Genomic DNA, 26,508 nt, shown 5'->3' with positions numbered 1-26,508 from the left:
GCCGAGGTGTATTCATTGCCAGTGTGAAAACACTTTCATGCGCAGATCAACGGATCTGCGCATGTTTTTTGGAGACTCAGGCCGATGAAGTGGATGCAACCGGCACCGGGTCCAGTTGCCGGCCCATCTCGCAGATCAGAAAAGCAATCGAGTCGGCATTGCGCAAAATGACGTCGATGCGTTTTTCCGCGTTCTGCGGGTTGAGAAACGCATTGCGGGCGGCTTCCATGGTCTTGGTGCCGGTGACCTTGAGGATTTCTTTGCCAACGTGCGTCGACCCCGGAATCAAATCCAGGCTCAGCCATGACTGCAATTCGTTGTCCCAGCGCGCGAACAGTTCTTCCCTTGGCGTCTGCAGGGACAAAGCTTCGCGCTGAAAAGCCATCTGACTTTGCTTCATTGCCCGACCATAACCGGTGATGGGTGAGACCAGGTCACTGAAAGGCCGCCTGGCCTCCAGGGACGCTATATCCACGGTTTTTGAGAAAAGGTGTGAAAACTCATGGATCAGCGTGGCTGCCTGGCTGTGGCCTTCGATATCGAAGGGTTCTGTCAGACAAGGCTCGTAACATTCGAGTTGCTGATCAAAGAACTTCTCGGTGAAATGCACATTCTTCTTTGAATCGCCCGAAACGACGAAGGCGATGATGCTGGCTTGCTGGTTTTTGTTCGATCCGACGACAAAACGCTCCGTGTTCATCAAATCTTCATCGGGATCCACCAGCGCCGTGCAGATGGGCAGGATGGTCTGCTTGATTTTGTCGAGCAGGGCCGCGTCGACACCGCTGACATCAAAAAAACGCTTGAACAAGCCATCCAGTCGCGTTCCGGGGGTGAGCTTTCTTTGCTGCGCCAGATTGTGCAGGCTGTTGAAGGCGTAATAGCGTGCCATATCGATGGCCTGCACAATCATGCGAGCCTTTTCCGGGTGGTTGGCGCGGATGTTTTCCATGCCGCGTGCTTCGATGTTCAAAACCCGGTTGGCTTCGTAGCGGGTGATGTACTCATTACGCATTTTTGACAGGGCTTTTCCGTAGTGCACGGTGTGCACATCGGGGTCGATGACCATTTGCTTTGTCGATGTGGTGGCGAGCGTAGGGCCATCCTGTTCGGCGTTGAGGATTTGCCACGCAGCACCGGGTTTGGCGACGCGATAAACCTTGCCGGCGACAGGCGCGTAACGTTGTTGACTGACCGAATCGAGGTAGGTGCCATCGTCTGCATTCCTGGTCAGATCTTTCAAATTGACGGTCGGTGCTTCAAAGGATTGCAATGACGTGCGTAACGGCGCCGTCGGTTTTAACTCAGACCATTTCGGTTGCGTCACGGGGGTTGCGACCGGCTCTGTTGTGGTCGTTGCCTGCGATGTCACGAGCTCGTCCTCCAGCGACAATCGCCCCAGTGAGACCATCTGCGCCGCGCCGGCAATGAATTCCTGCATGGCCCGTTTCCAATGGTGGTCCTGCAACGCTTCGGCGGAGGCTTCGAAGTCCTTGAAGCTGTGCCATAAAAACTGCAGGTAGGCGAGTTTGCCCGGCAACAGCCCGGAAGCCAGTTTGATGCCGGAGCTGAACAGGTGCTTGACGGCCTCCCAATCGGACTGGGCAGTCGCCTTGGCTCGACTGCCGAGCATCCGCTCGATAAGACTGGCATTGTCGCTGTACAAACGCCCCAACAGGTTGCCGTCAATGGGAGACGAGGCGAGGGTGATTTCGCTGACTTGGCCGACCGTGCTCTTGAGCAGATGACTGAAGGTCGACTGTTGTGTGTCGGGGAGTCGTCGAATAACGAGATCCTGCAGCGCCCCCGGGGTATTGATCGCCGCAACAACACTGGCCTCGTTCTCGAATTCGCTGAAAACCGGGCCGGGGAAATAAGGCGCATACAGAATGTGCGGCCCCTGTTTACCGGCACCGGGACTGATCAGATACAGGCCCAGGGTTTTGACGGCGGCGGATCCGGCTGTCTTGATCAACTCAAGCGGTCGGACGATAGCGTGCGCACCTTCCACGGTCGCCCGAGCAGTGGCATCGGGCATATCAAGCACTTGGCTGATCAGGTCGAACGCATGGGTGGAAAGACGCTGCTGCAACTTCAAGGCATGGGCGTGTTGTAGCAACTGCCAGGGCAGTTGCTGAGCAAAGCGCCGCTTGCGAATGTCAGTGTCAGTGCCGGTCAACTTTTCGAACACCAACTTTGCAAAGTCGCTGTCAATGTTCAGTGACTGCAATAGCTGTTGGACGGCGTCTCGATTCAGGCCTTCTGGCAGGGTTTTGGTGGTAGTCGAGGTGATCTTGAAACCCGTGCCCTGGGCAATATTGATGTGATTCAGTGCAAACTCAGTCAAGGTCCGGGCCGGACCGACCAAGGCCAGATTGGGGGTGATTTCGATTTCGTCGGGGGCGAGTGAGTCCTTGGGGAAGCGGCTGGCAAGCAACGACTTCAATCGATTATGGGTGTAGTCCGACAGCGTCTGTATGCCGTGCAGGTAGTCTTTGTCATCGGTAACGCTGTGGCGGTATTGCTCCAGCAGTTCGATGTGTAACTGCTGCTCTTCGATCGGCGCCATGCCAAGCCAGGCGGGTAGCGACTGCTGTCGGGACATTGCCTTGGCGATGCGTGAGGCTCTGCGCAAGTTGGTGTCGATAGCGCGCTGGCTCAGTTCGTTAAGCGCTTTGTTCTGTTTGGCGTGCGCAAGCTCGCGCGACCGTATGTGCTCGCAGGCAGCCAGAAAGTGCTCGATGGACCATTGCGAGAGGTGCTGCAAAACATTGCCCTCGATCAACCGCAACGAGTTGATTGAGTAGTGTTGATGAAAGTAACGCCCGGACGGGGGCAGGTTTTCCAGCAGCTCCAGGCGTTTGCGAGCGTCGAGCAGGCGGCGATTCAGTGCCTGCTTCGCTCGGTTGAGCGAATCGAAGACCTCAAGCCCGGTTGCGGGAGTCCATAAAATAACCCGCCCCGAATGCTGGTTATCCAGCCCGCCCCGTTCAGTCAGCAGCACGCAATTGGCCAAAGGCAGCACGTCTTTCTGTCCCGTGCATTCAAGAATCAGCCTATAAGCGTCAGGCCGGAATCCGTTGAGTGCGAGGCGACGATGGCGATCCGGATGATCCGAATTCAACACCGTATCGACGATCGCCTTGTCAGCGCCCCGTAAGCTGGTGTCCAGCACTCGCAGGCTGGCTTCCCCACGAATACCGACGGAGAGGGAATGGGTCAGTTGGGCTGTCATCCTCTCCAGGTAGACCCGTTGCAGAGCCAGTGAGGTGAGCGGTTGGGCGGCGAAGTCCGCGTTGATCAGTGCTTCAATATCGCCGAAGGTTTTCACGTAGGCCGCCGCGGTGTCGGCTCGCACGGCGGAGGGTTGTTGATTGCCGACCAGTACAGGGCGTGTGCCCCAGCGGCCATGGGCATCCAGCGAGAGCATGCGTTCGCTGATCATCGAGCGGATATCCAGCGCTTTGTCGAACAAGGCATGGATGTTCACCGTGCCATCGCTGTGGCGAAAAACCTGCAGGGCGTATTCGATGTTTTGCCGTTGTTTGGTGATGATCGCCTCGAACAGCACGGCAAATATCGGGCCGGAGATAACCTCTCCGGAGACGTGCGGCTGATTGAAACCGATGAAACGGTTGCGTTCATCCAGACTCAGCAGGCCGTAGAGTTCGTCCTCGTGACCGCTGGCGCTGAACTTGCTCAGCAACGTTGCTTTCAAGTCCTGATAGTCCTTCAGCACCTGCAATCCCTGAGTGGGGGTGTAGAGACAGGCGTTGGTGTGACTGATCATCAGCGAGCCTGCCAACGACACGTAATTGGCTTGCTGTTCCCACAGGCGCACCGTCTCCAGGGTAGGGCGCCGGGTGGAAAGGGCCGTCTCTTCGAACAACGACTGCAAGGCTTGGCTTTGTTCGGGGCTGATGATCTGCGCCTCGCGTTTGAGCAGAATCTCTGCTCGCGCCTGCTCACGGATCGCTCGACTGAAAAACGCCCGACGCGAAGCGCCGTCGCCGGTTGTCGGTGCCTCCCAGTACGACTCCAGACGCCGGAACAGCAGAGGAACCAGTTTGCTGGAGGCGCTTTTTATCGCGGTCTCCCAGTGTTGCTGGTCGGTGCTGGCGGGTGTTCGTTTCGGATGGGTGAAGGCGTGGGTCTGTCCGATGGGCCATCGCTGATGACGGTAATACTGCAAAACCGCGTCGCGCAATGACATTGAACTGTGCCAGCGTCGTGTCGGTTCACTGTCCTTATCGACGTTATCGCTGACCATCGTCGTGTAGAAATTAACCTGGGTCTTGCTTTGATCCAGACCTGGAAACGTCGGCTGCAGCAATTCATCGAGTATTCCATCGAGCAGGGACGCGAGGGTTGGCAACGCTGCCAATTCATCGAGTATGGCCTGATGATTCAATTGCTGATTATTGGCGACGACCTTGCGCAGGTCGTCAAACACGTCACCCTCAATGACTTCATAGGTCACGCGGACATTGTCGCTGGCGGCGAGGTTTTTACGCGCGGCCAGCGACATCAGCGCCAGCAGCTCGTCGTCCTCGCCGGCATTGTTCAGTGTCTGGACGAGTTGCTCGCTCAACGCCGAACGACTGTCGAACTTCTGAATTCCGCCATAGGGGGTATAGACAATGACCCCGTTGGTTTCCGGGGTGGGACTCAATACGAAACTGCCGGCCAGAGGGATCGGCGCTTGATCAGCCGTCGTCAGCAGGATTTTTTCGGCAATCATTGGTGGCTTTTGCTCGCCGCGTAGCGATTGGCTGGCCAACTCCACGTGGCTGAACCATTGAAAGTCGCGTTGCGTGAGCCCGTGCGTTTTACCCAGTTCGGTCCAGCGACCGGGCGAGTTCAGGGCTTCGGAAAAAAACAGTCGGGCAGGCGGTGTGGGCATCGTCGGGTCTCGTTCGAGGCGCCACTGAAGGCGCCTGTTGATGGAGCAACGAGACTAAAAGCCGTCGCCTTGGCGCAGGCGGTAGATAGTTAATGCACGGGCTATGGGTATTCGTGCAAACACGCGCAATCGAAGGGTTGACAGCCTACCCGCGGCGCGTGGTTAATCGGCGGTCTACGTACGCTGTAGCCCCCTCCAATAATTAGTCTGGAGCTTCAGATGTCTGCGCCACACGATCATGTGTCTACTGTTGTCTCGCAAACCCTGTCCCTCGAAGAGCTGACGGCATTGCTTGAGAAGATATTCCTGCGCCATGGCACTTCGCCCGACGTCGCACAGGTGCTGGCGCAAAACTGCGCCGGTGCCGAGCGTGACGGCGCTCACAGCCACGGCGTGTTCCGTATTCCCGGTTATGTGTCGACGCTCAACAGCGGTTGGGTCAACGGCCAGGCTGTGCCGCTGGTCGAGGACGTGGCCTCGGGGTTCGTCCGGGTCGACGCCAACAATGGTTTTGCGCAACCGGCGCTGGCGGCTGCCCGGCCCTTGTTGGTAGAGAAGGCTCGCAGCGCCGGCATCGCGGTATTGGCGATTCGTAACTCCCATCATTTCGCCGCGCTATGGCCGGACGTTGAGCCTTTTGCCTATGAAGGCCTGGTGGCGCTCAGTGTGGTTAATAGCATGACGTGCGTGGTGCCCCATGGTGCGGATCGGCCGTTGTTCGGCACCAACCCGATTGCCTTCGCCGCCCCTCGGGCCGACGGTGAGCCGATCGTTTTCGACCTGGCCACCAGCGCCATTGCCCATGGCGACGTGCAGATTGCCGCGCGCAAGGGCGAACGCCTGGCACCGGGCATGGGCGTGGACGGTCTCGGCCAGCCGACCCAGGACCCGAAGGCGATTCTTGAAGGTGGCGCGTTGCTGCCATTTGGCGGGCACAAGGGCTCGGCGTTGTCGATGATGGTGGAATTGCTGGCGGCGGCGCTGACCGGGGGTAATTTTTCTTTCGAGTTCGACTGGAAAAACCACCCGGGAGCCAAGACGCCCTGGACCGGTCAACTGTTGATCGTTATCGACCCGAGCAAAGCCGCCGGGCAAAGCTTCGCCGAGCGCAGCCAGGAGCTCGTGCGGCAGATGCATGGCGTGGGGCTCAAGCGGTTGCCGGGGGATCGTCGTCATCATCAGCGCGCCAAGTCGCATTCCAGTGGCATTGCGCTGGATGAGCGGACGCTTGCGGATTTGCGGGAGTTGGCGGGGGGCTGACGCTGCGCAGGCAATTCTCACTCTGTGGCAGCCGGCTTCCTGGCGATGGCGCTCTTGAAGGCGCCATCCCAGCCAGCCGGATCCTGCCCGTGTGTTTAACGGCGTGCCAGCAGCAACCCGACCACCAGGCCGAAACCGGCCGATACCGCCACGGTTTGCCAAGGATGCCCGCCGATGTAGCTTTCGGTGGCTTCGACCGCCGGTTTGGTCCGGTCGCGTACGCTGGTCACCGAATCCCGGGCCTGCTGTAGTTTCAAGGCAATCTGTCCCCGCAGGGTCTCCGCTTCCTCCCCGACCAGTGAAGCGCTGCTTTTGAGTAGTTTTTCCGATTCTTCGATCAGCGCCTGAAGCTCGCTGAAGGCTTGGTCCTTGATTTGATCTTCGGCAGCCTGTGCGGCGGTTTTCCGGGCCATTGAAGTACTCCTTGCAGTTAGTTGAACAGTGAACAGTGGAGTCCGCTGCACGGGAAAAAGTTGCAGCGATTTCTCACGTCAGCCCGATTCCGAAGAAATCCAGAGCAGGACGTTTCGTCCTACAGTGTAAGATGTCGCCTATTTTACGCAGCAGGAAAATCCCATGAGCTTCAATCTGGCCGACAAATCCCTTGCCGAGCGCGCTGCGCTTGAAGATGAAAAATCCCGTCTGTTCGAACTCTGGCAAAACAACCTGGGCAAAGCCAAGGGTGAGGCTGCCCGGTTGTTCGGCGAGCGTGCCAAGCGCAAAGGCAAGTGGGCCGAGTGGGTTCGCGCCGAGCTGGACGGTATGTCGCCACCTGAGTACTCGAACATGGTGCGCAGTGAAGTCAATCGCCTGATGGCTGCCAGCAAGTAAATCCCTAGGCAAAACTCGCCACAATCGCCTCGCGCACTTTCAGCATCATCGGGTCGAGCTGGGTGCTGGTACGCCAGCCCAGTTCGATCGGGTAGCGCGGCAAATCCAAAGGGCAGGGCAGCAGCGCCAAACCACTGAGTGCCGCAATACTGCGGGCCGCATGCGCTGGAATGGTCGCCACGGCCTGACTGCCCTTGAGCAAATGCGGCAGCGCGGCAAAGTGTGTGGTCGAGGCGCAGACCCGGCGACTCAAGCCCAACGCCGCCAGCCCCTCGTCAGTGATACCGATAAAGCCGCCTGAGGAGACAAGGATGTGCTCGCGGCCGACGAATTCCTCCAGGCTGATGGTCTGCTGCCCTTCGGCCAGACTGAGCGGGTCGACCAGACACAAGTAATTTCCTTCCCCCAGTACCTGACGGCTCAGCAAGCGTTCAGCGAAGCCGCCAGCGGTAATCGCCAGGTCAATGCTGCGTTCCATCAAGGCCTGGGCGACGATCTGGCTGTGGGTCTGGCGAAAGATCAGCCGCAGTTTCGGCGCGCAGCGAGCGATTTCTTCGATCATCCGGCGCCCGTAGGCAATCTCGAAATCATCCGACAAGCCAATGCTGACCGAGCGTCCTTCGTAATGTTGGGTCGTCGGATCGACCATCGCCAGGCTCTGCCGACATTTGTTCAGTGCATCGCTGACCACCGGTTTGAGCTGATTGGCCTTGAGCGTCGGCGCCAGACCCCGACCGGTCCGGACAAACAGCTGATCGCCATACACCTCGCGCAAGCGGCGTAGTGCGGCGCTGACCGCCGATTGCGTGACACCCAGGCGCAACGCCGCTCGACTGGCGCTGGATTCTTCGTGCAGGGCTTCAAAGACTTTCAGCAGGTTGAGATCGATGTCTGCGATATTCATTTGGTTCATATCATTTAGCAGTTAACTGGGCTTTTTTCATGATCCTGTGTCGCCGCAAAATCAGCAACATCTGACCCAACTGGAGTTACCGCGATGCCCAAGTCAATCGTTGCTGCACTGCAAATTGGCGCCTTGCCCGGCGGCAAGGCCGACACGCTGGAGCAGATTTTGTCGTATGAAGGCGCAATCATCGAATCCGCGGCGGCACTGGTGGTCATGCCCGAAGCGTTGCTCGGCGGATATCCGAAGGGTGAAGGTTTCGGTACTCAGTTGGGCTATCGCCTGCCGGAAGGGCGCGAAGCCTTTGCCCGTTACTTTGACAATGCCATTGATGTGCCGGGTCCGGAAACCGACGCATTGGCCGGGCTTGGCGCGCGTACTGGCGCCAACCTGGTGATCGGCGTCATCGAGCGCTCCGGCAGCACGCTGTACTGCACTGCTCTGTATTTCGATCCGCAGGCAGGGCTGGTCGGCAAGCACCGTAAATTGATGCCGACCGGCACCGAACGGCTGATCTGGGGCAAGGGCGATGGTTCGACGTTACCGGTGATCGACAGCCAGGTGGGGCGGATCGGGGCGGTGGTGTGCTGGGAAAACATGATGCCGCTGCTGCGCACGGCGATGTACGCCAAAGGTGTGGAGGTGTGGTGCGCGCCGACGGTCGACGAGCGGGAGATGTGGCAGGTCAGCATGCGGCACATTGCTCACGAGGGGCGTTGCTTTGTGGTCAGCGCCTGTCAGGTCCAGGAATCGCCACAGGCTTTGGGCATCGACATCGCCAATTGGCCATCGGATCGGCCGTTGATTGCGGGCGGCAGTGTCATTGTCGGGCCGATGGGCGACGTTTTGGCTGGCCCCCTGCGAAAGGGTCCCGGTTTGCTGACGGCAGAAATTGACACCGATGACCTGATCCGCGCCCGATACGACTACGACGTGGTCGGCCATTACGCACGCCCGGACATCTTCGAATTGACAGTGGACGAACGGACCAAACCCGGCGTTCGATTTAACTCATAACCCGCTGCATGAATCAGGGTTGCCGGCTGCCAGTTGTCGGTCCTGGCAGGCTAAGTTTGCCACTGTCGACGAAACGCATCGTGCCGAACAAGCCTCCCGCCAGTTTGCCGCGCAGGATGTAGGGCATGTTGTTGAGGGTTTGCGTCCGACTCAGGCCTACGGTCTGGCGCAGTACCGAGAATGCCGAGACGCTGACCGGAACCGTCAGCACCGTTTCGGAGAAACGCGCAATCGAACCTGACTGATCGCTGACGCCCGCGGCGAAGGGTTGGCCGTTGATGTCCAGGTCCAGGGCCACACCGTTGAAGTTGATCGAGCTTTCATTGGGGTTCTGCACGCGAATCTTCACGGCGAAGCGGATCTCCATGTCCTGGCTTGGCAGCGGTTCGATGCCCACCACATTGATGTTCAGCGGATCATGCTGGGGAAGCAGGGCGCAGCCGCTTAGCGAAAGCAGCAGCAGCGAGAGGGTAAAAGCAAGCAGTCTGCGCATGATGGAAAACACTCGACAGAAAAAGGGACCGAGCCGCCGACGGCTCAGCCTTGAGCAAAGTTCGGCGGCTCTACTGTGCGACCATACACCCTGAGAGGGGTTCGCCCCATACTGTCCTGATCACCATCAAAAGTAATCTGTAGCCGCTGCCGAAGGCTGCGCCAACTGCTACAGAAGCAGGTTTAGCGGTTGACCAGTTTTGCCGGCAGGGCGATCACCAGGAAGCTGCTGAGGATCAGGCAGCCGGCGAAGAACCACAGGGCGCCGGCGCTGCTGCCGGTGACGTCGATGGCGACGCCCATCAGCGAGTTGCTCACCAGCCCGGCGATGTTCGCCACCGAGCAGGCGAGGGCGAAGCCGGTCGCGGCGGCCGTACCTTTGAGGAAGGTTGCCGGCAGGCTGAAAAACACGGGCACGGCGCCGATGATGGCTGCCGAGGCAATGGCGAACAACGCCACGGTCGCTACCACGTTGTGCACAAAGAACGGCGCGCTGGCCATTGCGGCGGCACCGACGAGGAACGGCACGATGATGTGCCAGCGACGTTCGCGGTGTTTGTCGGAACTGGCGCCGATCAACAGCATGCCCAGTAGCGCGGCGATGCTCGGCAATGCGGTCAGCATGCCAATGTTGAAGGTGTCGACAATGCCGGCGTTGCGGATGAATGTCGGCATCCAGAAACCCATGGCATAGGCGCTGAGCAGAATCGAGAAGTCGATACCGCCGAGCATCCACACTTTCAGGTTGAAGAAACCGTCACGGAAGCTGTGCTTGCTGCCGGAGGCGTCGGCATCGTCGGCGCGCAATTCCTGTTCCAGCAGGTTTTTCTCGTCATCGTTGAGCCATTTGGCCTGGCGGTAATTGTTGGGCAGCGCCCAGAAGGTCAGGATGCCGAGCAGTACGCTGGGGATCGCTTCCAGCAGAAACAGCCATTGCCAGCCACGCAGGCCACCGGCGTTGTCGAAGTGGCCCATAATCCAGCCGGACAGCGGGCCGCCGATCACGCTGGACAGCGGCAGGCCGATCATAAACAGGGCAATGATGCGCCCGCGCCGATAGGTCGGGAACCACGTGGTCAGGTAATACAGCACGCCCGGCAGAAAGCCCGCTTCAGCGGCACCGAGCAGAAAACGCAGGATGTAGAACTGGGTGGTGGAGGTCACCAGCATGGTGCAGGCCGAGAGCAGGCCCCAGGTGATCATGATGCGGGCGATCCAGATTTTTGCGCCGACTTTTTCCAGCACCAGGTTGCTTGGTACTTCGAACAAAATGTAGCCGACAAAGAAAAGCCCGGCACCGAGGCCGAACGCGGTTTCGCTGAATTGCAGTTGGTCGAGCATCTGCAATTTGGCGAAGCCGATGTTGATCCGGTCGAGGTACGCGGCCAGATAGCAAAAGCACAGGAACGGGATCAGCTTCCAGGTGATCTTGCGGTAAAGCGCTTGAGTCGGGTCGGCGACGGTGGTCGCGGTTGTTGCATTCGCAATGGGCATCGGGTGTCTCCTGGCGGTGACTTATGGTTTTTATACAGCCGCTTTTTCCAGCACTCTGGCGTGCTGAATAGCGACGTCCAAAGGCAGTGACAGAAGATGCAGAGCGAGCAGGCTCGCTCTTACAGGGTTTTCAAGACCACGCTCTGTGTCGTGGTTCTTTGTGTAGCCTTATTGCTCCTTGAAATGCGCGATGGCCTCCTGCTTGCTGACGACATCGCCATATTTGCTGTTGATGTCGAACAGATTCGCTTCATGGGGCGCCGGGTGCCGGTCCCCGACGCACTCGCGCACGACGATGGTGCGAAAGCCGTGCTGCACTGCATCGACGGCGGATGCCCGAATGCAGCCGCTGGTGGAGCACCCGGCCAACACCACGGTATCGATGCCCTGGGAATGCAGCATCGAGGCCAGGCTGCTGCCGAAAAAAGCGCTGGCGTATTGTTTGCTGATCACCACTTCATCGTCCTGTGGCAGTACTTGCGGGCAAAACGCAGCCAGGGGATTGCCTTCGACCATGTCCTTCATCACCGGGGCTTTTTTAACCCAGATCCCGCCATCGGCGAAATGGCCGGGATGGTAGCGGATATTGGTGTGCACCACCGCTATGCCGTGCTCGCGGGCGCTGGCCAGCAAGTCGACACTTTCCGCCACGGCGCTGACCACGCCGGGGGCAAACAGGGGCGCGCCTTCGGTGGTGTAGCCGCGCATGAAGTCAATCATCAGCAAGGCGGATTTTCGGCCGAAGCCAATGCGCTGCCCCCACACACCCTGATAGTTATCGTTGACGCTTTGTTCACTCATGTCACGTACCTCAATAGGCGCCGGAGAGCAGGGCGCCAGCGCCGGGAACGATCGGTTCCAGGTCCAGCGCCTTGAGCATGGCGTAGGTCGTGGCGATGGCGGCGGTGAGCACCGGTTTGCCGGTTTGCGCTTCAACTTGCGCCACCACCGGCAGCGACTGCATCTGCACGCAGGCCGACAGCACGATCACATCGACACCATCCAGGTTCATCCCGGCAACGATGGCCGGCAGGTTGGCCGGGTCGTGGCGGGCAACGGCGAGGTTGTCGGGAATCTCCAGGGCGCGCCAGTCCACCACTTCAAAGCCTTCTTCGCGGATGTAATCCACCACCAGTTCGGTCAGCGGCTTCATATACGGCGCGACGATAGCGATGCGTTTGGCGCCCATCACTTTCAGGCCTTCGATCAAGGCGCCGGCACTGGTGATGACCGGGGCATTGGCGTCGTTATCGGCGGTGGCCTTGCGCAGCCGCTGTTCGGATTTTCGGTGGTAACCCAGACCCATCGCCATGATCGCCACCAGGCAGGCGTAACCGAGCACGTCGACTTTCGCGTCGCTCAACTCCACGGCGCAACGGTCGGATTCACCGTCCATGGCTTCCAGTTCCTCCTTGCGCACTTGCTTCATACGCATGCGGCTGGAGTGAAAGGTGAAGCGTTCCGGGCGGATCATCTGGCGCGCGGTGAGCATCGCCGGGATCTCGGTTTCCATTGTGGTGTTAGAACTCGGCACGATCTGGCCGATGCGGTAAGGCTTGAGCATAAAAATCTCCAGATGCGTTGCTTAAAGGCGTGGGCCGAGGAAATCACCGAAGGCGCTGAAGAAGCCTTCGAGGTCATCCCAGGGAATCATGTGTCCGGCGTTTTCCACGTGGACGGTGCGAATGGTCGGTTGCAGGGCAAGTATTTCTGCTTCGTCCTCAGCCGTGATTACACCGCCGCGCCCCGCGATCATCAGCAGCGCCGGGGCTTCCAGCCGTGGCAGGTCCTGATGGAAATCCACGTCATGGAAATCGTTGAACGCCCTGACGATGGCCGGCTCGTAACAGGTGTGCAGCCACTCGGCGCGCAGTTGCAATTGTTCATCGGTCCAGGTCGCGCAAAAGCTGCGCATCGCTTCGGCGTCCATGCCCAGCAATGACTGACGGATCGAATCGACGTACCACGGCAGTTTGCTTGGGTACTCACGCCGTCCCGGCCCGGAAACGGGCGGGTCGATCAGCACCAGGCGCTCGACACCGGCCGGATGCAATACGGCGCTGCGCACGGCAAAGCGTGCGCCCATCGAGTGGCCGACCAAATGGTAGAGGTCGAGCTTCATGGCTTTGGCGAAAGCGCTGATGTCGTGGGCGCAGGTCTCGGCGCTGTAATCGAGTTCCGGCCCGGTCGAAGACAAACCGCGACCGCGAACATCGAGTACATACGTGTCGAAGTGCTCGCCCAGGCGTTCGGCCACGAAGCCCCAGGTGATGGCCGGGCTGGTGATGCCGGGAATCAGGATCAACGCCGGACCTTTGCCACCATAGCGCAGGTAATGCTGGCGGATGCCATTGGCCTGGACGTTGCCGCCGTGGACAAAAGTACTCACGCCGCCACCCCCGATTTCAATTGCTGGGCGTACAGGTCATAGCCATAGACCCAGGCCGGATCTTCCTGGGTGCGCAGCCAGGTGTTGGCGTTGGACACGGCTTGCACCCGCGAGGCGCGTTCCTTGCGGTTGGCTTCATACAGTTCGAATGCGGTGCGGTAGTCGCTAAGGCCGGTTTCCTGCAGGCAGCGGGTCAGCATCGCGGCATCTTCGATGGCCATGCCTGCACCTTGGGCCATGTGCGGTTTCATCGGGTGGCAAGCATCGCCCAGCAATACCAAGCGGCCACGGCTCCACAGCGGCAACGGGTTGCGGTTGCGCAATGGCCATTTGGTGACGCTTTCGGTTGACTCGATCAGGGCCTGGACCGTCGGGTGATAACCCTGGAAGGCTTCGAACATTTCTTCACGGCTGCTATCGACGAACGCGCCCTGGAAATCCCATTCCGGGTGTGGCACGCCGGTCACGTAGTAGTACTCGTCACGCTTGCCGGTGGTGTAGTAGACCATCATGTGCCGGTCCTCGGTCCACCACTTGATGCAGTCTTCGAACTTCAGGTCGTACTTGGCCAGTTGATCGCCACGGATCAACGCGCGGTGCGCCACCCAGCCGCTGTACAGCGGTTTTTCCGCGCCGAGCAGTTCTTCGCGAATCTTCGAATTGATGCCGTCTGCACCGATGACGATGTCAGCGTAGGTCACCTCGCCGTCGCTGAACGTCAGGCGTACCTGGTTATCGGTTTCTTCGAGGGTTTCCAGGCGTTTGTTGAAATGTACGGTGCCAGGTTTGATCGTCGACATTTGCAACGCGTGCAGATCGCCACGATGCACCGTGATGTAGGACGCGCCGTACTCCCTGCGAGCGAAATCACCCAATGGAATGCGCGACAGATAGTCGCCGCTCAAACCGTCACGACTGAACCAGTGATCCGGGTGCGAGCCCATCAGGTCGAGCTGCTGCTCGATGCCCATGCGCCGGAAAATTTTCATGATGTTGGGACCCATGTGAATCCCGGCGCCGAGGCGGGAGAACTCGGGTGCCTGTTCGTAGATGTCCACCTCAAACCCGGCTTGTTGCAGCAGCGTCGCGGCAGCTGCACCGCCCAGACCGGCACCGACGATGGCGATTTTTTGTTTGCTTGCCATGGGGGTAGTTCCTCTTTTTCGAATGGTCACTGGCGATGTCGTCGCAAGGTTTTTAAAGTGTATACGCTATAAAATTGAAATGAAAAGAGCCTTTCAGAAAAAATAATTTTCAACCGTTTTTATCGATGGTTACCAAATGTAGCCCGTAAATACGCTGTTTGTGTGAGTTGGTAACGTTGTGATCTGGCTCTTGCGGTCCGCCGTGTTTTGAGGTCTCATCGTGATTAAGTGGTGTGTACGCTACAAATATGCACTGACAAGAGGCGCGACGCCTCGACTTGGTGCGCAGCTGACGATTGAGGAGAAAGGAAAATGCCGGTAAGCGATTGCGAACTGACCCAGATGTTCGAACACGTGCTGAAACTGTCGAAGGTCGACCCGACCCAGAGTGTCGCCGTGCTCAAGAGCCACTATTCCGACCCGCGTACCGTGCGTGCCGCGATGGATGCTGCCCAGCGCCTGGGGGCCAAGGTTTACGCAGTGGAATTGCCGTCGTTCAACCACCCGACGGCGATGGGCAATGACATGACCGCTTACTGCGGCGACACCGCGCTGACCGGCAATATTGCGGCGCAGCGGGCGCTCGAAGCGGCGGACTTGATCGTCGATACCATGATGCTGCTGCACTCACCGGAACAGGAGCAGATCCTCAAGACCGGCACGCGGATTCTGTTGGCGGTCGAGCCGCCGGAAGTGCTGGCGCGGATGCTGCCGACCGAAGCCGACAAAGTGCGGGTGCTGGCGGCGGAAAAGCTGCTCAAGCAGGCACGCTCGATACACGTCAAATCCCGCGCGGGCAGTGATTTCCGAGCGGCTCTGGGCCAGTACCCGGCGGTGACCGAGTACGGTTTCGCCGATGAGCCGGGGCGCTGGGATCACTGGCCCAGCGGCTTTCTGTTTTCATGGCCCAATGAAGAAACCGCCGAAGGCGTGCTGGTGCTGGATGTCGGCGATATTGTGCTGCCCTTCAAGAACTACACCCGGGAGAAAATCACCCTGGAGATCGAGAAGGGCTTCATCACCTCGATCCACGGTGGCTTCGAGGCTGAGTATCTGCGCGACTACATGAAGTACTTCAACGATCCGGAGGTGTACGGCATCTCCCACATCGGTTGGGGCCTGCAACCCCGGGCGCAGTGGACCGCCATGGGCCTGCACGACAAGAACGACGGCATGTGCATGGACGCGCGAGCGTTCTACGGCAATTTCCTGTTCTCGACCGGGCCGAACACCGAAGTCGGCGGCACCCGCAAAACCCCGTGCCACCTGGATATCCCGCTGCGTCATTGCGACGTGTACCTGGATGATCAGGCGGTTGTAATAGGTGGGGATGTGGTGGCGCCGGAGGCCTCGCGGGTTTATTAAACCCGCATGATCGCCCCGTAGGAGTTGCTGAAGGCTGCGATCTTTTGATCTGGATTCTGAAAAAACAAAGTCAAAAGATCGCAGCCTTCGACAGCTCCTACGGGGGCGGGACGCCAGCAGGTCTCTCGTCACTTGAGTCCGTTAACCAATCTGTCCATCATGCTCTCCAACCTTTCATCGTCTTTCGAGTCTGTCGTGTCAGAAATTCCTGATTCTTCCTACGTTTTTTCCGAACAAGTCGGGCATTTGCTGCGCAAGGCCTACCAGCGGCACATGGCGATCTTTCAGCAAAATGTCGGTGACTCCCAACTCACCGCCGTGCAGTTCGTCACCCTGTGTGCCATACGCGATCACGGTCCCAGCTCCCTGACCGAACTGGTCAAGGCCACGGCCGTGGACCAGGCGACCATTCGCGGCATCGTCGAGCGGCTCAAGGCGCGCGATTTGATCACCCTGGAACCCGATCCTCAGGACCGGCGCAAAGTCGTTGTAGGTTTGTCCGCGGATGGCGACCGCCTTGTCCAGCAAACCGTACCGTGCGCTGCCCGTATCAGCGAACTGACCATGAGCAATCTCAACCCGGCGGAACAGGTCGCGGTGCTGTTTTTGCTGCGCAAGATGATCGACGACCCACAGGATTGAATTCTGTTTTAAGCGCCCGGATTTGCTGCTGGCATCGTTCTTGCTCTCTTTTCATGTAGTAGCCACTTCACCATTTGAGTGTGTCGCGACGCCACACACCTGGTAATGACCAGGTCGACCTCGCGACTTTTTCTTTGCTCTTTTGGTGTAGTGGGCACTTCATAAAATGACGCGGACGAAGTGAATGACAAGCCAGGAAATTACCGTAGCGCTTGAGGTCAACGGCCAAACCACGACTGTTACCGCCATGGCGGATACCCCGTTATTGCTGATCCTGCGCAATGACCTGCAACTCAACGGCCCCAAATATGGCTGCGGCCTGGGCGAGTGCGGCGCCTGCACGGTGATCATCGATGGCGTCGCCGCGCGATCGTGCGTATTCCCGCTGGCGGGCGCCGCCGATCGGCAGATCGTCACCCTGGAAGGCCTCGGCACTCGTGCCGAACCGCACCCGGTGCAACAAGCCTTCATCGACGAGCAGGCAGCGCAATGCGGCTACTGCCTCAACGGCATGATCATGACCGCCAAGGCATTGCTCGACCGCATCCCCGACCCCAGCGAAACCCAGATCCGCAATGAGCTTTCGGCCAATCTCTGCCGTTGCGGCACCCATATCGAAATCCTTCGCGCGGTGCTGCGTGCCGCCCGTCAAACGCCTTGAACGTGGATCGATGAACATGACCGACGCAATCCCAACCCGCGACCAACTGCTGGCCAAGACCGGCGTTTTGCTGATTGTCGACGATGTGCTGCCGCCGTCCGGGCCGGTGGCCAAGGGCGGTATACCGACGATCAAGCCCAAAGAACTGGCGATTTTCATTGCCGTCAGCGAAGACGGTCGAGTGTATGCCTTTAACGGCCATGTCGACCTCGGCACTGGCATCCGCACCTCATTGGCCCAGATCGTTGCCGAAGAACTGGACCTGAACATTGAGCAGGTCTGCATGGTGCTGGGCGACACCGAGCGCGTGCCGAATCAGGGCGCAACCATTGCCAGCGCCACCCTGCAGATTTCGGCGATCCCGCTGCGCAATGCGGCAGCAGAAGCACGGCGCTTTTTGCTGGCGCGCGCGGCAGGGTGCTGGGCAGTCGAGGTGGCGGGTCTGAAGGTCGAGGCTGGGGTGATAACGGCCACCGACGGACGCACCACCACCTACGCCGACCTGGTGCGCTCCGAGCACTGGGAACTGCGCATCTCCGGCGACGCGCCGCTCAAAGACGCCAGCGACTATCGATGGGTGGGCAAGGGTGCCGCGCGGGTGGATATTCCGGCCAAGGCAACCGGCGAGCTGACTTATGTCCATGACATGCGAGTGCCGGACATGCTCCACGGTCGGGTGGTTCGCCCGCCCTATGCCGGGCTCGATTGCGGAAACTTTGTCGGCAACAGCCTGTTGGCGGTCGATGAAGCGTCCATCGCCCATATTCCGGGGATTGTCGCGGTGGTGGTGATCCGTGATTTTGTCGGTGTGGTGGCGCTGCGTGAGGAGCAGGCGATCAAGGCCGCACGGGAACTTCGGGTCAGTTGGAAAGCCTGGGACCAGGCATTGCCGGACATGAGCAATGTCGAGCAGGCGATCCGCGACAATCCTCGGGTGCAGCGAGTGGTGCTGGATCAAGGCAATGTGGATGAAGCGTTGGCCGGTGCCAGCCAGCGTCTGTCGCGCAGCTATTTATGGCCTTATCAGATGCACGGCTCGATCGGTCCTTCCTGCGGCGTGGCGGATTACCAACCTTCGGGTTCGCGGGTGTGGTCCGGCACGCAGAATCCGCATTTGTTGCGTGCTGATCTGGCCTGGTTGCTGGAGTGCGCGGAGGAGTCGATCGAGATCATTCGCATGGAAGCCTCCGGTTGCTACGGACGCAACTGCGCTGACGATGTCTGCGCCGATGCCTTGCTGTTGTCTCGGGCGGTGGGCAAACCGGTGCGCGTGCAGTTGACTCGCGAGCAAGAGCACGCCTGGGAACCCAAAGGCACCGCGCAACTGATGGACGTCGACGGCGGGTTAAACGCCGATGGCAGCATCGCCGCCTATGACTTTCAGACCAGCTATCCCTCTAACGGCGCCCCGACACTGGCCCTGCTGCTGACCGGGCGGGTCGAGCCGGTTGCCGCGATGTTCGAGATGGGCGATCGCACCTCGATCCCGCCCTATGACATCGAACACATGCGCGTGACCATCAACGACATGGCACCACTGGTGCGCGCCTCGTGGATGCGCGGCGTATCGGCGTTGCCCAATACCTTTGCCCACGAGTCCTACATCGATGAATTGGCCTTCGCCGCCGGTGTCGATCCGGTCGAGTACCGGTTGCGCTATTTGCGTGACGAGCGCGCCATTGACCTGGTCAAGTCCACCGCCGAGCGCGCTGCCTGGAGCCCGCGCACGGCGCCGATGCAAACGGCGAACGAAGATCAGTTTTTGCGCGGTCGCGGCTTCGCTTACGCGCGCTACATCCACAGCAAGTTCCCCGGCTTCGGTGCCGCGTGGGCAGCGTGGGTAGCGGATGTGGCGGTGGATCGCCAGACCGGCGATGTCTCGGTCACGCGTGTGGTGATCGGGCATGACTCGGGGATGATGATCAACCCTGCAGGCGTGCAGCATCAGATCCACGGCAACGTCATTCAGTCCACCAGCCGAGTGCTCAAGGAACGGGTGACCTTCGAGGAGTCCACGGTGGCGAGCAAGGAGTGGGGCGGTTATCCGATCCTGACCTTTCCCGAGGTGCCGCAGATCGACGTGATGATGATGCCGCGTCAGGACCAGCCGCCCATGGGCGCCGGTGAATCCGCGTCGGTACCGAGTGCGGCGGCGATTGCCAATGCGATCTACGACGCCACCGGGATACGCTTTCGTGAACTGCCGATCACCCCGGAGCGGGTACTGGCGGCACTCAACGCCGGCACCGAGGCTGATCCGCCGAAATCCCCGGCCAAGCGTTCGAAGTGGTTGTTCGGCTCACTGTTTGCCGCATTCGGCGCGGTGCTCGGTATGGCGGCGACGGCATGGCCGTTTCACGCTGAAATAGCGCCGATTGCGCCACCGAGTGCCGGCACCTGGTCGGCGGCGACCCTGGAGCGCGGGCGTCTGCTCGCTGCGGTTGGCGATTGTGCGGTCTGCCACACCGCGCCCGGTGGTGCGACCAATGCCGGTGGGTTGGCGATGGAAACACCGTTCGGCACGTTGTACAGCAGCAACATCACCCCGGACGTGAAAACCGGGATTGGCAATTGGTCGTACCCCGCCTTCGAGCGGGCGATGCGCGATGGCATCGGCAGGGATGGGCGCAATCTGTACCCGGCGTTTCCGTACACGGCGTTTCGCAACATCAATGATGCGGACATGCAGGCGCTGTATGCCTACCTCATGTCACAGGCGCCGGTCAGCCAGGAACCCAGGGCCAACGACATGCGTTTCCCGTTCAATCTGCGGCCGTTGATGGCCGGCTGGAATGCCTTGTTTTTGCGACGCGGCGAGATCAGCGCGCAGCCACAGCGTAGCGAGCAATGGAATCGCGGCGCCTATCTGGTCAACGGGCTCGGCCATTGCGCGGCCTGCCATTCGCCGCGCAACGTGCTGGGGGCCGAGAAGGGCGGTGCCGCGTTTCTGGCGGGTGGCATGGTCGATGGCTGGGAAGCGCCGGCGCTCAACGGGTTGTCGAAAGCGCCGACGCCCTGGACGGAAAACCAACTGTTCGACTACCTCAGCACCGGTTATTCCGACGCCCATGGCGTGGCGACAGGCCCGATGGGCCCGGTGGTCAGTGAGTTGGCAAAATTGCCGAAGACGGACATCCGGGCGATGGCGGTGTACCTCGCTTCACTCAACGAAGCGCAGGCCGATTCGCCAATGGTTGAACCCGCCGCGCAACCTGCCCCGACGTTGTCATTGAGCAACGGCCAGCGTGTGTTCGAAGGTTCGTGCAAGGCCTGTCACGCCGATGGTCTCGGTCCGAAGCTGTTTGGCGTAAGCCCGTCGCTGGCCAGCAACACCAATGTCCACAGCGATCAACCGGACAACCTGATCAAGGTCATTTTGCAGGGCATCAATGCCCCGGCCACCAAAGACCTGGGCTACATGCCCGGTTTCAAGGACAGTCTGTCCAACACCCAGGTAGCGGAACTGGCGGCGTATCTGCGCAGCCGGTTTGCGTCATCGGCACCGCAGTGGCAAGGCCTGGAACAGAAAGTGGCGCACCTGCGGGCCAAACCGGGGAGTCATTGAACGTATCGCGGGGAGTCAACCTGGCAGTTGCATAACGCCCCGCACTACCAGGTCCTTGATAAACCCCAACCAATCCTGCTGTTGCGATTTAGCCGCCAGATCCTCACCGAGAAACGAGCTGAGGGTATGGCGGTTGGAGTTATAGAAGTAGCACAGCGAGGCAATCATCAAATACACGTGTTTGATGTCCAGGTCCTGGCGAAACAACCCCTGCGCCTGACCCGCTTCGATGATCGGCTGCAGGACACCGACCGCTTCACCGGACAGCCGCCGCAATTCACTCGATTGTTGTGCATGCTTGCCGTTGTGCAGGTTTTCGTTGCTGAGGATGGCGACGAACTCCGGGTGCGCGATGTAGTAGTTCCAGACGAAAGCCACCAGATCCTGTAGCGCCACCAGCGGTTGCATCAGGTCCAGTTTGAGGCGGCTTTCGGCTTTGTTGAACTGCTCGTAGGTGTGTTCCAGCACGCAGATAAACAGCTGCTCTTTACTGCCGAAGTAGTAATAGAGCATGCGGTCGTTGGAATCGGCCTCGCGGGAAATACTCTCGACCCGCCCGCCGGAGTAACCGTCGCGGGTAAACACTTTCACCGCGGCTTCGAGAATCCGCGAGCGGGTCTGTTGGGCCTGTGCAGCCCGGATGCCGGTTTTCTTGTTCAACGCGCTCAACCTTGTGCCAAACCGAGTCGCAGCGAATGTAGCACGGTAGCTTCAGCGATTGAGCGGTGCGACGGGTTCCGTCACCTGTGGATTTTCCATGACCTGCAAAATCGACGCTTCAGGATCGAAATCGTCTTCCTCCAGCTCGATGAATTCTTCCGGCAGGAAGATGTTCAGCACAATGGCGCACAACGCGCCGACGGTGATCGGCGATTCGAAAATGTTGTGCAGCGCCTTCGGCAGCTCACGCAACACTTCCGGCACCGCCGCCACGCCAAGACCCATGCCTATGGAAATCGCCACGATCAGCATGTTGCGCCGGTGCAGGCCGGCTTCGGCGAGGATCTTGATTCCAGCCACGGCGACCGTGCCGAACATCACCAGTTCGGCGCCACCGAGCACCGGTTTCGGCATCAGTTGCAGCACCGCGCCAATCATTGGAAACAGCCCCAGCACCACCAGCAAACCGGCGATGAAAAACGCCACGTAACGGCTGGCCACGCCGGTCAACTGGATGACGCCGTTATTCTGCGCGAAGGTCACCATTGGCATGCTGTTGAACACCGCCGCCATCGCTGAGTTTAGGCCGTCGGCCAGCAATCCGGATTTGATTCGGCGGATGTAGACCGGGCCTTTGACCGGTTGCCGGGAAATCATCGAGTTAGCGGTCAGATCGCCGGCCGCTTCCAGTGGCGACACCAGGAAAATCACCGCCACCGGCACGAACGCCACCCAATCGAAGGAGAAACCGTACTTGAAAGGTACCGGTACGCTCATCAGCGGCACGGCGGGCAGGCTGGCGAAATCAACGTGGCCCAGGAGCCAGGCGACGACATAGCCAAGGGTCAGGCCGATGACGATTGCCCCGAGGCGAAGGAACGGCACGTCCACGCGGTTCAGAACCACGATCGTGCCCAGCACCAGTGCGGCCAGGCCCAGATGGCTGGCGGCGCCGAGGTCAGGCGCGCCGAAGCCGCCGGCAATGTCGGTCATCGCGACCTTGATCAGCGACAACCCCATGAGCGTGATGATGGTGCCGGTCACCACCGGGGTGATCAGCATGCGCAGTTTGCCGATGAACTGGCTCAACACGACTTCGATGAACGCGGCGAAGAAGCACACGCCGAAGATCGTCGAGAGGATCTCATCGGTGCCGCCGCCCCGGGCCTTGACCATGAAGCCGGCACTGAGGATCACGCTGATGAACGAGAAACTGGTGCCTTGCAGGCACAGCAACCCTGAGCCGACCGGCCCGAAGCGTCGCGCTTGAACAAAAGTGCCCAGGCCGGAAACGAACAGCGCCATGCTGATCAGGTACGGCACTTCGCTTTGCAGACCGAGGGCGCTGCCCATGATCAGCGTTGGCGTGATGATGCCGACGAAACTCGCCAGCACATGTTGCAGGGCCGCGAACACGGTAGCCGTCAGATGAGGGCGGTCGTTGAGGCCGTAGATCAGGTCGTTATTGCGCGGGGCAGGCGATTTTTCAGAGACGGTCATGGTGATGTGCGGGCCAAAGGGCAGGCCGGGTCGGAAAATGGAGGCGCAGGATGCCAGAACAGTCTGGCTACAGCAAAAGAACAGATCAAACACTGCGAGCCAATCCTCGTTGCCTGACTCGCAGCCATCGCCAGCAAGGCGGCGCCTACACGACTAGTCAGGCCACCGGGATTATCGGCAGGTCCAGGGTTTCCCCGCCGCTGAACCGCGAAAACGAGCCGGAAATGCTTTCATGCGGTACACCTTTGGCCACGTCACTGACACGCTCCAGACGCGCCAATTGTTCTGCACTCAATTGCAGATTCAACGCACCCAGCGTCGCATCCAGTTGCTCCCGTGTCCGCGAGCCGAGGATTGGGATCAACGCCGTGGTCGAGCGCTTGGCCTTGTCCCGAAGCCAGGCAATCGCCACATGGGTCGGGCTGCTGCCCAATTCCGCAGCAACGGCCAGCAAGGTGTCGAGGAGGGCGGTTTCACGGGCGCTTTTCTCGGCGTGAACCAGCATGCCCAGCTTGCTCGCGCGGTTATCGCCCTCGCTGTTGCGGTATTTGCCGGTGAGGAAGCCGCCGCCCAGTGGCGACCACAACGTCGCCGCCAGGCCCAGCGCTTCGGCCATCGGCAATTGTTCGCGCTCGGCGGTGCGTTCGGCGAGGCTGTATTCCACCTGAATTGCAGCAATCGGCGCAAAACCGCGCACTTCTGCCATGAGGTCGGCACGCGCGATGCGCCATGCCGGGAAATTTGACAGCCCGGCGTAATGGATCTTCCCGGCCCGTACCAGATCGTCGAAGCCACGCAGAATCTCTTCCATCGGCGTCACGCCATCGCTCATGTGCGCCCAGAACAGATCGAGGTGATCGGTTTTCAGTCGCGTCAAACTCTCTTCAACGGCGCGAACCATGTTTTTGCGGTTGTTGCCGGTATGGGAAATGCCGTCGGCCGGCGTAGTCCCGAGTGTGTATTTGGTCGCGATGACCAACCGATCACGTTCGGATGCAATGAACTCACTGAGCATGGCTTCGGATTGGCCACCCTGATAACCGTTGGCGGTATCGATGAAATTGCCGCCTGCCTCCAGGTAACCGTCAAAAATGGCTTTGGCTTCGTCACGCTCCGCACCATGCCCCCAGCCAGTGCCGAAATTGCCGGCACCCAAGGCCAGTTCGGAAACGCGCAAGCCGGTTTTACGGCCAAAGACCTTGTAATGCATGGGGCAGACTCCTGAAGAAAGCATTGCGGTTTATATTATTAAGACCATCTATTAAATATGATGCGAATAATTTTAAACGTCAACACGCTTTTCCCTGAGGCGCAAAGCCTTCGATCAATGGTTGTGTGCTACTGCCAGTTTCTGACAGGGGCCTCTGCTAAGTTCCGACGAATTTCCCTACAGAGTGGCCGATCGTGTCGCGAACCACCCGCCTGTTGACTTTGCTGCAAGTACTTCGCGGTAAGAGCCGTCCGGTGACGGCAGCAACGCTGGCCGGTGAGCTGGAGATCTCCGAACGCACGCTCTACCGCGACATTGCTGAACTCACCGCGCTCGGCGCACCGATCTATGGCGAGGCGGGAATCGGCTACGTGTTACGCAGCGGTCTGTTTCTGCCGCCGTTGATGCTCAATGCCGATGAAACCGAAGCCATCGTACTGGGCTTGCGTTATGTCGATCAGCGAGGGGATGAGGTATTGAGCAAAGCCGCCGCCGATGCCCTGGCCAAGATTGCCGCAGTGCTGGCGCCGGAAGCGCTGGACGCGCTGCACAACCCGACTGTGATGCCGGGGCCGTCCGGTTATGGTTTTGCGCCGAATGCGGTGCCGCTGAACGTATTCCGTCAGGCTATTCGCACTCAGGCCAAATTGCACATCGATTATGCTGATGCCCGGCAAGTGCCCAGCCAGCGGCTGATCTGGCCGTTGGCTTTGGGCTTTCTCAATGAGGTGCGCATCATCGTCGCCTGGTGCGAATTGCGCGGCGCCTATCGCACCTTTCGCACCGACCGGATTTCGGCGGCGAGCGAGCAGGGCGAGCGCTATCCGGGGCGGCGCAGCGACCTTTTGCGCACTTGGCGCAAGCAAATGCAACTGGACGATTCCGGGCGTTTCACTCCTGACAAGAACTGACACTCACCTGTTCTAGCATGGCTCCAGAATCAACCAACAAGGAGTCGTACCATGTCCCATTCAGCCTCTGCACTGGCGCCGGCCATCGCAGCCTACATAGATGCCGCCAACGCTCGTGACACATCGCGTGTCGGCAGTTTTTTCGCTGAAGATGCCAATGTGTTCGATGAGGGCCAGCACCAGATCGGCACCCAGGCCATCGCCCAATGGATGCAGGACACTGCCGAACGCTACCAGCCTCGGGTTGAAGTGCTGGGAGTGCAGCAGCGCACCGGCAAAGTGCTGGTCAATGGCCTGATCTCCGGCACGTTTCCAGGCAGTCCACTGGAATTGCGCTACATGTTCCGCCTGAATGACCAGGGCAAGATTGCCCGGCTGGACATTTCACTTTAGCTGTCGCGATCTGGTGGCATACTGCCGAGCATGAATGTCGACTCTCCCCTCAGCGCCTGGCAACACGCCATCGAACAGAAGGGCTTCGTCCAGGACGAAGCCCAGGAACACGCCGTCTGGGCCTTGCAGAAGTGCCATGAAGCGCTGCATGAAGGGCGCAAACCGGTCATGGGTGTTTACCTGTGGGGGCCGGTCGGGCGTGGCAAAACCTGGTTGATGGACCAGTTTTACCAGCACTTGCGGGTGCCGGCCCGGCGTCAGCATTTTCACCATTTCATGGGCTGGGTGCACCAGCGCTCGTTTCAGCTGACAGGCACGGCTGATCCGCTCATGGCGCTGGCCCGTGAACTGAGCGAAGAAGTGCGAGTGCTGTGTTTCGATGAGTTGTTCGTCAACGACATCGGTGACGCAATCATTCTCGGGCGCTTGTTCCAGGTGATGTTCGAACTGGGCGTGGTGGTGGTCTGCACCTCTAACCTGCCGCCGGATCAACTCTACGCCGATGGCTTCAATCGCGACCGGTTCACGCCGGCCATCGCCGCGATCAAACAGCACATGCAGGTGGTGGCGGTGGACGGCGGCGAGGATCATCGCCTGCATCCTGGCCAGGGGCTGCAACGTTACTGGGTTGCCGAACCCGGCCAACCCAGCGCGCTCGCGGATGTGTTCAAGGTCTTGACCCTTGGCCAGGCCGTCTCCAGCGAACCGATCAACGTCGGTTACCGTTCGCTGGCTGTGGTGCAAGCCAGTCAAACCGTGCTTTGGTGCCGTTACGCTGACCTCTGCGAACAGCCGTTCGCCGCCATGGATTTCATGGCTTTGTGCGACACCTTCAGCACTATTCTGTTAAGCGACGTGCCCAACCTCAGCGCGCAAAAGCGTGCCGGACGAATCGCCCGGGGCACCGAAGACGCGGCCGAGCGCGTGGAGGCGGGCGATCGCGAACTGCCGCAGTTATCGGTGCACGACGATGGCGTCCGGCGGTTCATTGCCCTGGTGGATGAATGCTACGACCGAAAAGTGCCGTTGTACCTCGAAGCGCAGGTACCCATGGAGGCGTTGTATACCGAGGGCTATCTGGAATTCCCGTTCCGCCGCACGCTCAGTCGTTTGCAGGAAATGCAGCTGGAACGTTTCGCCGAGTCATGAGACCCAGGAGGAATGAC

General features: G+C 59.8%; 22 protein-coding genes. 10 read left to right on the top strand and 12 right to left on the bottom strand.

Annotated features, from left to right (window positions below):
- Positions 1 to 76 precede the first annotated feature (76 nt).
- Entirely contained in the window at positions 77 to 4,903 is a 4,827-nt protein-coding gene (locus tag KHO07_RS14885; protein WP_212624707.1) for a DUF6543 domain-containing protein, read from the bottom strand.
- Positions 4,904 to 5,122: 219 nt separating this feature from the next.
- Here KHO07_RS14885 and KHO07_RS14880 point away from each other — a divergent pair, with 219 nt between their 5' ends.
- Positions 5,123 to 6,163, top strand: a complete 1,041-nt coding sequence (locus KHO07_RS14880) for an Ldh family oxidoreductase (RefSeq protein ID WP_212624706.1) — start codon at positions 5,123 to 5,125, stop codon at positions 6,161 to 6,163.
- A 95-nt stretch (positions 6,164 to 6,258) separates the two neighbouring features.
- Here KHO07_RS14880 and KHO07_RS14875 read toward each other — a convergent pair whose 3' ends face one another.
- Complete coding sequence (locus KHO07_RS14875) at positions 6,259 to 6,576, bottom strand: DUF883 family protein (RefSeq protein WP_150732792.1); 318 nt, start codon at positions 6,574 to 6,576, stop codon at positions 6,259 to 6,261.
- 163 nt (positions 6,577 to 6,739) lie between these two features.
- Between KHO07_RS14875 and KHO07_RS14870 the strand changes: the two genes are divergently transcribed.
- Positions 6,740 to 6,994: a hypothetical protein gene (locus KHO07_RS14870; RefSeq protein WP_150732793.1), complete on the top strand. Its 255-nt coding sequence runs from the start codon at positions 6,740 to 6,742 to the stop codon at positions 6,992 to 6,994.
- A 4-nt stretch (positions 6,995 to 6,998) separates the two neighbouring features.
- Here KHO07_RS14870 and KHO07_RS14865 read toward each other — a convergent pair whose 3' ends face one another.
- Positions 6,999 to 7,907 (bottom strand): LysR family transcriptional regulator, encoded by a 909-nt coding sequence (locus tag KHO07_RS14865; RefSeq protein WP_212624705.1) that lies wholly within the window; start codon positions 7,905 to 7,907, stop codon positions 6,999 to 7,001.
- An 84-nt stretch (positions 7,908 to 7,991) separates the two neighbouring features.
- On the opposite strand from KHO07_RS14865, the gene KHO07_RS14860 reads away from it, so the two are divergent.
- On the top strand, positions 7,992 to 8,915 hold the full coding sequence (locus tag KHO07_RS14860) for a carbon-nitrogen hydrolase family protein (RefSeq protein ID WP_212624704.1): 924 nt from the start codon (positions 7,992 to 7,994) through the stop codon (positions 8,913 to 8,915).
- Positions 8,916 to 8,928: 13 nt separating this feature from the next.
- Here the strand turns inward: KHO07_RS14860 and KHO07_RS14855 are convergent, their stop codons facing one another.
- The 6 genes from KHO07_RS14855 to KHO07_RS14830 all read right to left on the bottom strand — a co-directional run bounded on the left by KHO07_RS14855 (position 8,929) and on the right by KHO07_RS14830 (position 14,435).
- Complete coding sequence (locus KHO07_RS14855; RefSeq protein WP_150732796.1) at positions 8,929 to 9,408, bottom strand: LEA type 2 family protein; 480 nt, start codon at positions 9,406 to 9,408, stop codon at positions 8,929 to 8,931.
- A 182-nt stretch (positions 9,409 to 9,590) separates the two neighbouring features.
- A complete protein-coding gene (locus KHO07_RS14850; protein WP_150700549.1) occupies positions 9,591 to 10,901 on the bottom strand; it encodes an MFS transporter in 1,311 nt (436 codons plus the stop codon).
- A 168-nt stretch (positions 10,902 to 11,069) separates the two neighbouring features.
- Complete coding sequence (locus KHO07_RS14845) at positions 11,070 to 11,702, bottom strand: N-carbamoylsarcosine amidohydrolase (protein ID WP_212624703.1); 633 nt, start codon at positions 11,700 to 11,702, stop codon at positions 11,070 to 11,072.
- Positions 11,703 to 11,712: 10 nt separating this feature from the next.
- Complete coding sequence (locus tag KHO07_RS14840; RefSeq protein ID WP_212624702.1) at positions 11,713 to 12,465, bottom strand: Asp/Glu racemase; 753 nt, start codon at positions 12,463 to 12,465, stop codon at positions 11,713 to 11,715.
- A gap of 21 nt (positions 12,466 to 12,486) precedes the next feature.
- Positions 12,487 to 13,290 carry an alpha/beta hydrolase gene (locus KHO07_RS14835; protein WP_212624701.1) on the bottom strand — a complete coding sequence of 268 codons (804 nt, stop codon included), beginning with the start codon at positions 13,288 to 13,290 and terminating at the stop codon, positions 12,487 to 12,489.
- A complete protein-coding gene (locus KHO07_RS14830) occupies positions 13,287 to 14,435 on the bottom strand; it encodes an FAD-dependent monooxygenase (protein WP_212624700.1) in 1,149 nt (382 codons plus the stop codon). The genes KHO07_RS14835 and KHO07_RS14830 overlap by 4 nt, the downstream gene beginning before the upstream one ends.
- A gap of 312 nt (positions 14,436 to 14,747) precedes the next feature.
- On the opposite strand from KHO07_RS14830, the gene KHO07_RS14825 reads away from it, so the two are divergent.
- From KHO07_RS14825 to KHO07_RS14810, 4 genes are all read left to right on the top strand, one after another.
- On the top strand, positions 14,748 to 15,800 hold the full coding sequence (locus KHO07_RS14825; protein ID WP_150732802.1) for a 2,5-dihydroxypyridine 5,6-dioxygenase: 1,053 nt from the start codon (positions 14,748 to 14,750) through the stop codon (positions 15,798 to 15,800).
- A 204-nt stretch (positions 15,801 to 16,004) separates the two neighbouring features.
- The gene (locus KHO07_RS14820) at positions 16,005 to 16,442 is read left to right on the top strand and encodes a MarR family winged helix-turn-helix transcriptional regulator (RefSeq protein WP_150733166.1); all 438 of its coding nucleotides are present in this window, start codon (positions 16,005 to 16,007) and stop codon (positions 16,440 to 16,442) included.
- A gap of 184 nt (positions 16,443 to 16,626) precedes the next feature.
- Positions 16,627 to 17,103, top strand: a complete 477-nt coding sequence (locus KHO07_RS14815) for a (2Fe-2S)-binding protein (protein WP_150732803.1) — start codon at positions 16,627 to 16,629, stop codon at positions 17,101 to 17,103.
- Positions 17,104 to 17,119: 16 nt separating this feature from the next.
- Positions 17,120 to 20,668: a molybdopterin cofactor-binding domain-containing protein gene (locus KHO07_RS14810; protein ID WP_150732804.1), complete on the top strand. Its 3,549-nt coding sequence runs from the start codon at positions 17,120 to 17,122 to the stop codon at positions 20,666 to 20,668.
- A 15-nt stretch (positions 20,669 to 20,683) separates the two neighbouring features.
- Here the strand turns inward: KHO07_RS14810 and KHO07_RS14805 are convergent, their stop codons facing one another.
- The 3 genes from KHO07_RS14805 to KHO07_RS14795 all read right to left on the bottom strand — a co-directional run bounded on the left by KHO07_RS14805 (position 20,684) and on the right by KHO07_RS14795 (position 24,038).
- Positions 20,684 to 21,328 (bottom strand): TetR/AcrR family transcriptional regulator, encoded by a 645-nt coding sequence (locus KHO07_RS14805; protein ID WP_212624699.1) that lies wholly within the window; start codon positions 21,326 to 21,328, stop codon positions 20,684 to 20,686.
- 51 nt (positions 21,329 to 21,379) lie between these two features.
- A complete protein-coding gene (locus KHO07_RS14800) occupies positions 21,380 to 22,828 on the bottom strand; it encodes a nucleobase:cation symporter-2 family protein (RefSeq protein WP_212624698.1) in 1,449 nt (482 codons plus the stop codon).
- Between the two features lie 157 nt (positions 22,829 to 22,985).
- Positions 22,986 to 24,038, bottom strand: coding sequence for an aldo/keto reductase (locus tag KHO07_RS14795; RefSeq protein ID WP_212624697.1), 1,053 nt, complete (start codon positions 24,036 to 24,038; stop codon positions 22,986 to 22,988).
- 194 nt (positions 24,039 to 24,232) lie between these two features.
- Between KHO07_RS14795 and KHO07_RS14790 the strand changes: the two genes are divergently transcribed.
- Genes KHO07_RS14790 through zapE form a run of 3 tightly spaced genes read left to right on the top strand, consistent with a single transcriptional unit; the run spans position 24,233 to position 26,491 of the window.
- Positions 24,233 to 24,949, top strand: a complete 717-nt coding sequence (locus KHO07_RS14790) for a YafY family protein (RefSeq protein WP_150732808.1) — start codon at positions 24,233 to 24,235, stop codon at positions 24,947 to 24,949.
- 51 nt (positions 24,950 to 25,000) lie between these two features.
- Positions 25,001 to 25,342: a nuclear transport factor 2 family protein gene (locus tag KHO07_RS14785; RefSeq protein ID WP_150732809.1), complete on the top strand. Its 342-nt coding sequence runs from the start codon at positions 25,001 to 25,003 to the stop codon at positions 25,340 to 25,342.
- A 30-nt stretch (positions 25,343 to 25,372) separates the two neighbouring features.
- Positions 25,373 to 26,491: a cell division protein ZapE gene (gene zapE, locus KHO07_RS14780; RefSeq protein WP_150732810.1), complete on the top strand. Its 1,119-nt coding sequence runs from the start codon at positions 25,373 to 25,375 to the stop codon at positions 26,489 to 26,491.
- Positions 26,492 to 26,508: the final 17 nt, after the last annotated feature.

The sequence above is a fragment of the Pseudomonas sp. PP3 genome, assembly GCF_905336995.1.
Taxonomy (GTDB): domain Bacteria; phylum Pseudomonadota; class Gammaproteobacteria; order Pseudomonadales; family Pseudomonadaceae; genus Aquipseudomonas; species Aquipseudomonas reinekei.
Note: the sequence above shows the minus strand (reverse complement) of the source record. Positions and strands in the feature narration are given on the sequence as shown.

Coding starts and splice junctions, on each gene's coding strand:
- KHO07_RS14865 (WP_212624705.1), bottom strand. CDS start 7,907: ATGAACCAAATGAATATCGCAGACATCGATCTCAACCTGCTGAAAGTC.
- KHO07_RS14870 (WP_150732793.1), top strand. CDS start 6,740: ATGAGCTTCAATCTGGCCGACAAATCCCTTGCCGAGCGCGCTGCGCTT.
- zapE (WP_150732810.1), top strand. CDS start 25,373: ATGAATGTCGACTCTCCCCTCAGCGCCTGGCAACACGCCATCGAACAG.
- KHO07_RS14815 (WP_150732803.1), top strand. CDS start 16,627: ATGACAAGCCAGGAAATTACCGTAGCGCTTGAGGTCAACGGCCAAACC.
- KHO07_RS14850 (WP_150700549.1), bottom strand. CDS start 10,901: ATGCCCATTGCGAATGCAACAACCGCGACCACCGTCGCCGACCCGACT.
- KHO07_RS14885 (WP_212624707.1), bottom strand. CDS start 4,903: ATGCCCACACCGCCTGCCCGACTGTTTTTTTCCGAAGCCCTGAACTCG.
- KHO07_RS14845 (WP_212624703.1), bottom strand. CDS start 11,702: ATGAGTGAACAAAGCGTCAACGATAACTATCAGGGTGTGTGGGGGCAG.
- KHO07_RS14785 (WP_150732809.1), top strand. CDS start 25,001: ATGTCCCATTCAGCCTCTGCACTGGCGCCGGCCATCGCAGCCTACATA.
- KHO07_RS14860 (WP_212624704.1), top strand. CDS start 7,992: ATGCCCAAGTCAATCGTTGCTGCACTGCAAATTGGCGCCTTGCCCGGC.
- KHO07_RS14800 (WP_212624698.1), bottom strand. CDS start 22,828: ATGACCGTCTCTGAAAAATCGCCTGCCCCGCGCAATAACGACCTGATC.
- KHO07_RS14875 (WP_150732792.1), bottom strand. CDS start 6,576: ATGGCCCGGAAAACCGCCGCACAGGCTGCCGAAGATCAAATCAAGGAC.
- KHO07_RS14825 (WP_150732802.1), top strand. CDS start 14,748: ATGCCGGTAAGCGATTGCGAACTGACCCAGATGTTCGAACACGTGCTG.
- KHO07_RS14830 (WP_212624700.1), bottom strand. CDS start 14,435: ATGGCAAGCAAACAAAAAATCGCCATCGTCGGTGCCGGTCTGGGCGGT.
- KHO07_RS14840 (WP_212624702.1), bottom strand. CDS start 12,465: ATGCTCAAGCCTTACCGCATCGGCCAGATCGTGCCGAGTTCTAACACC.
- KHO07_RS14795 (WP_212624697.1), bottom strand. CDS start 24,038: ATGCATTACAAGGTCTTTGGCCGTAAAACCGGCTTGCGCGTTTCCGAA.
- KHO07_RS14880 (WP_212624706.1), top strand. CDS start 5,123: ATGTCTGCGCCACACGATCATGTGTCTACTGTTGTCTCGCAAACCCTG.
- KHO07_RS14855 (WP_150732796.1), bottom strand. CDS start 9,408: ATGCGCAGACTGCTTGCTTTTACCCTCTCGCTGCTGCTGCTTTCGCTA.
- KHO07_RS14810 (WP_150732804.1), top strand. CDS start 17,120: ATGACCGACGCAATCCCAACCCGCGACCAACTGCTGGCCAAGACCGGC.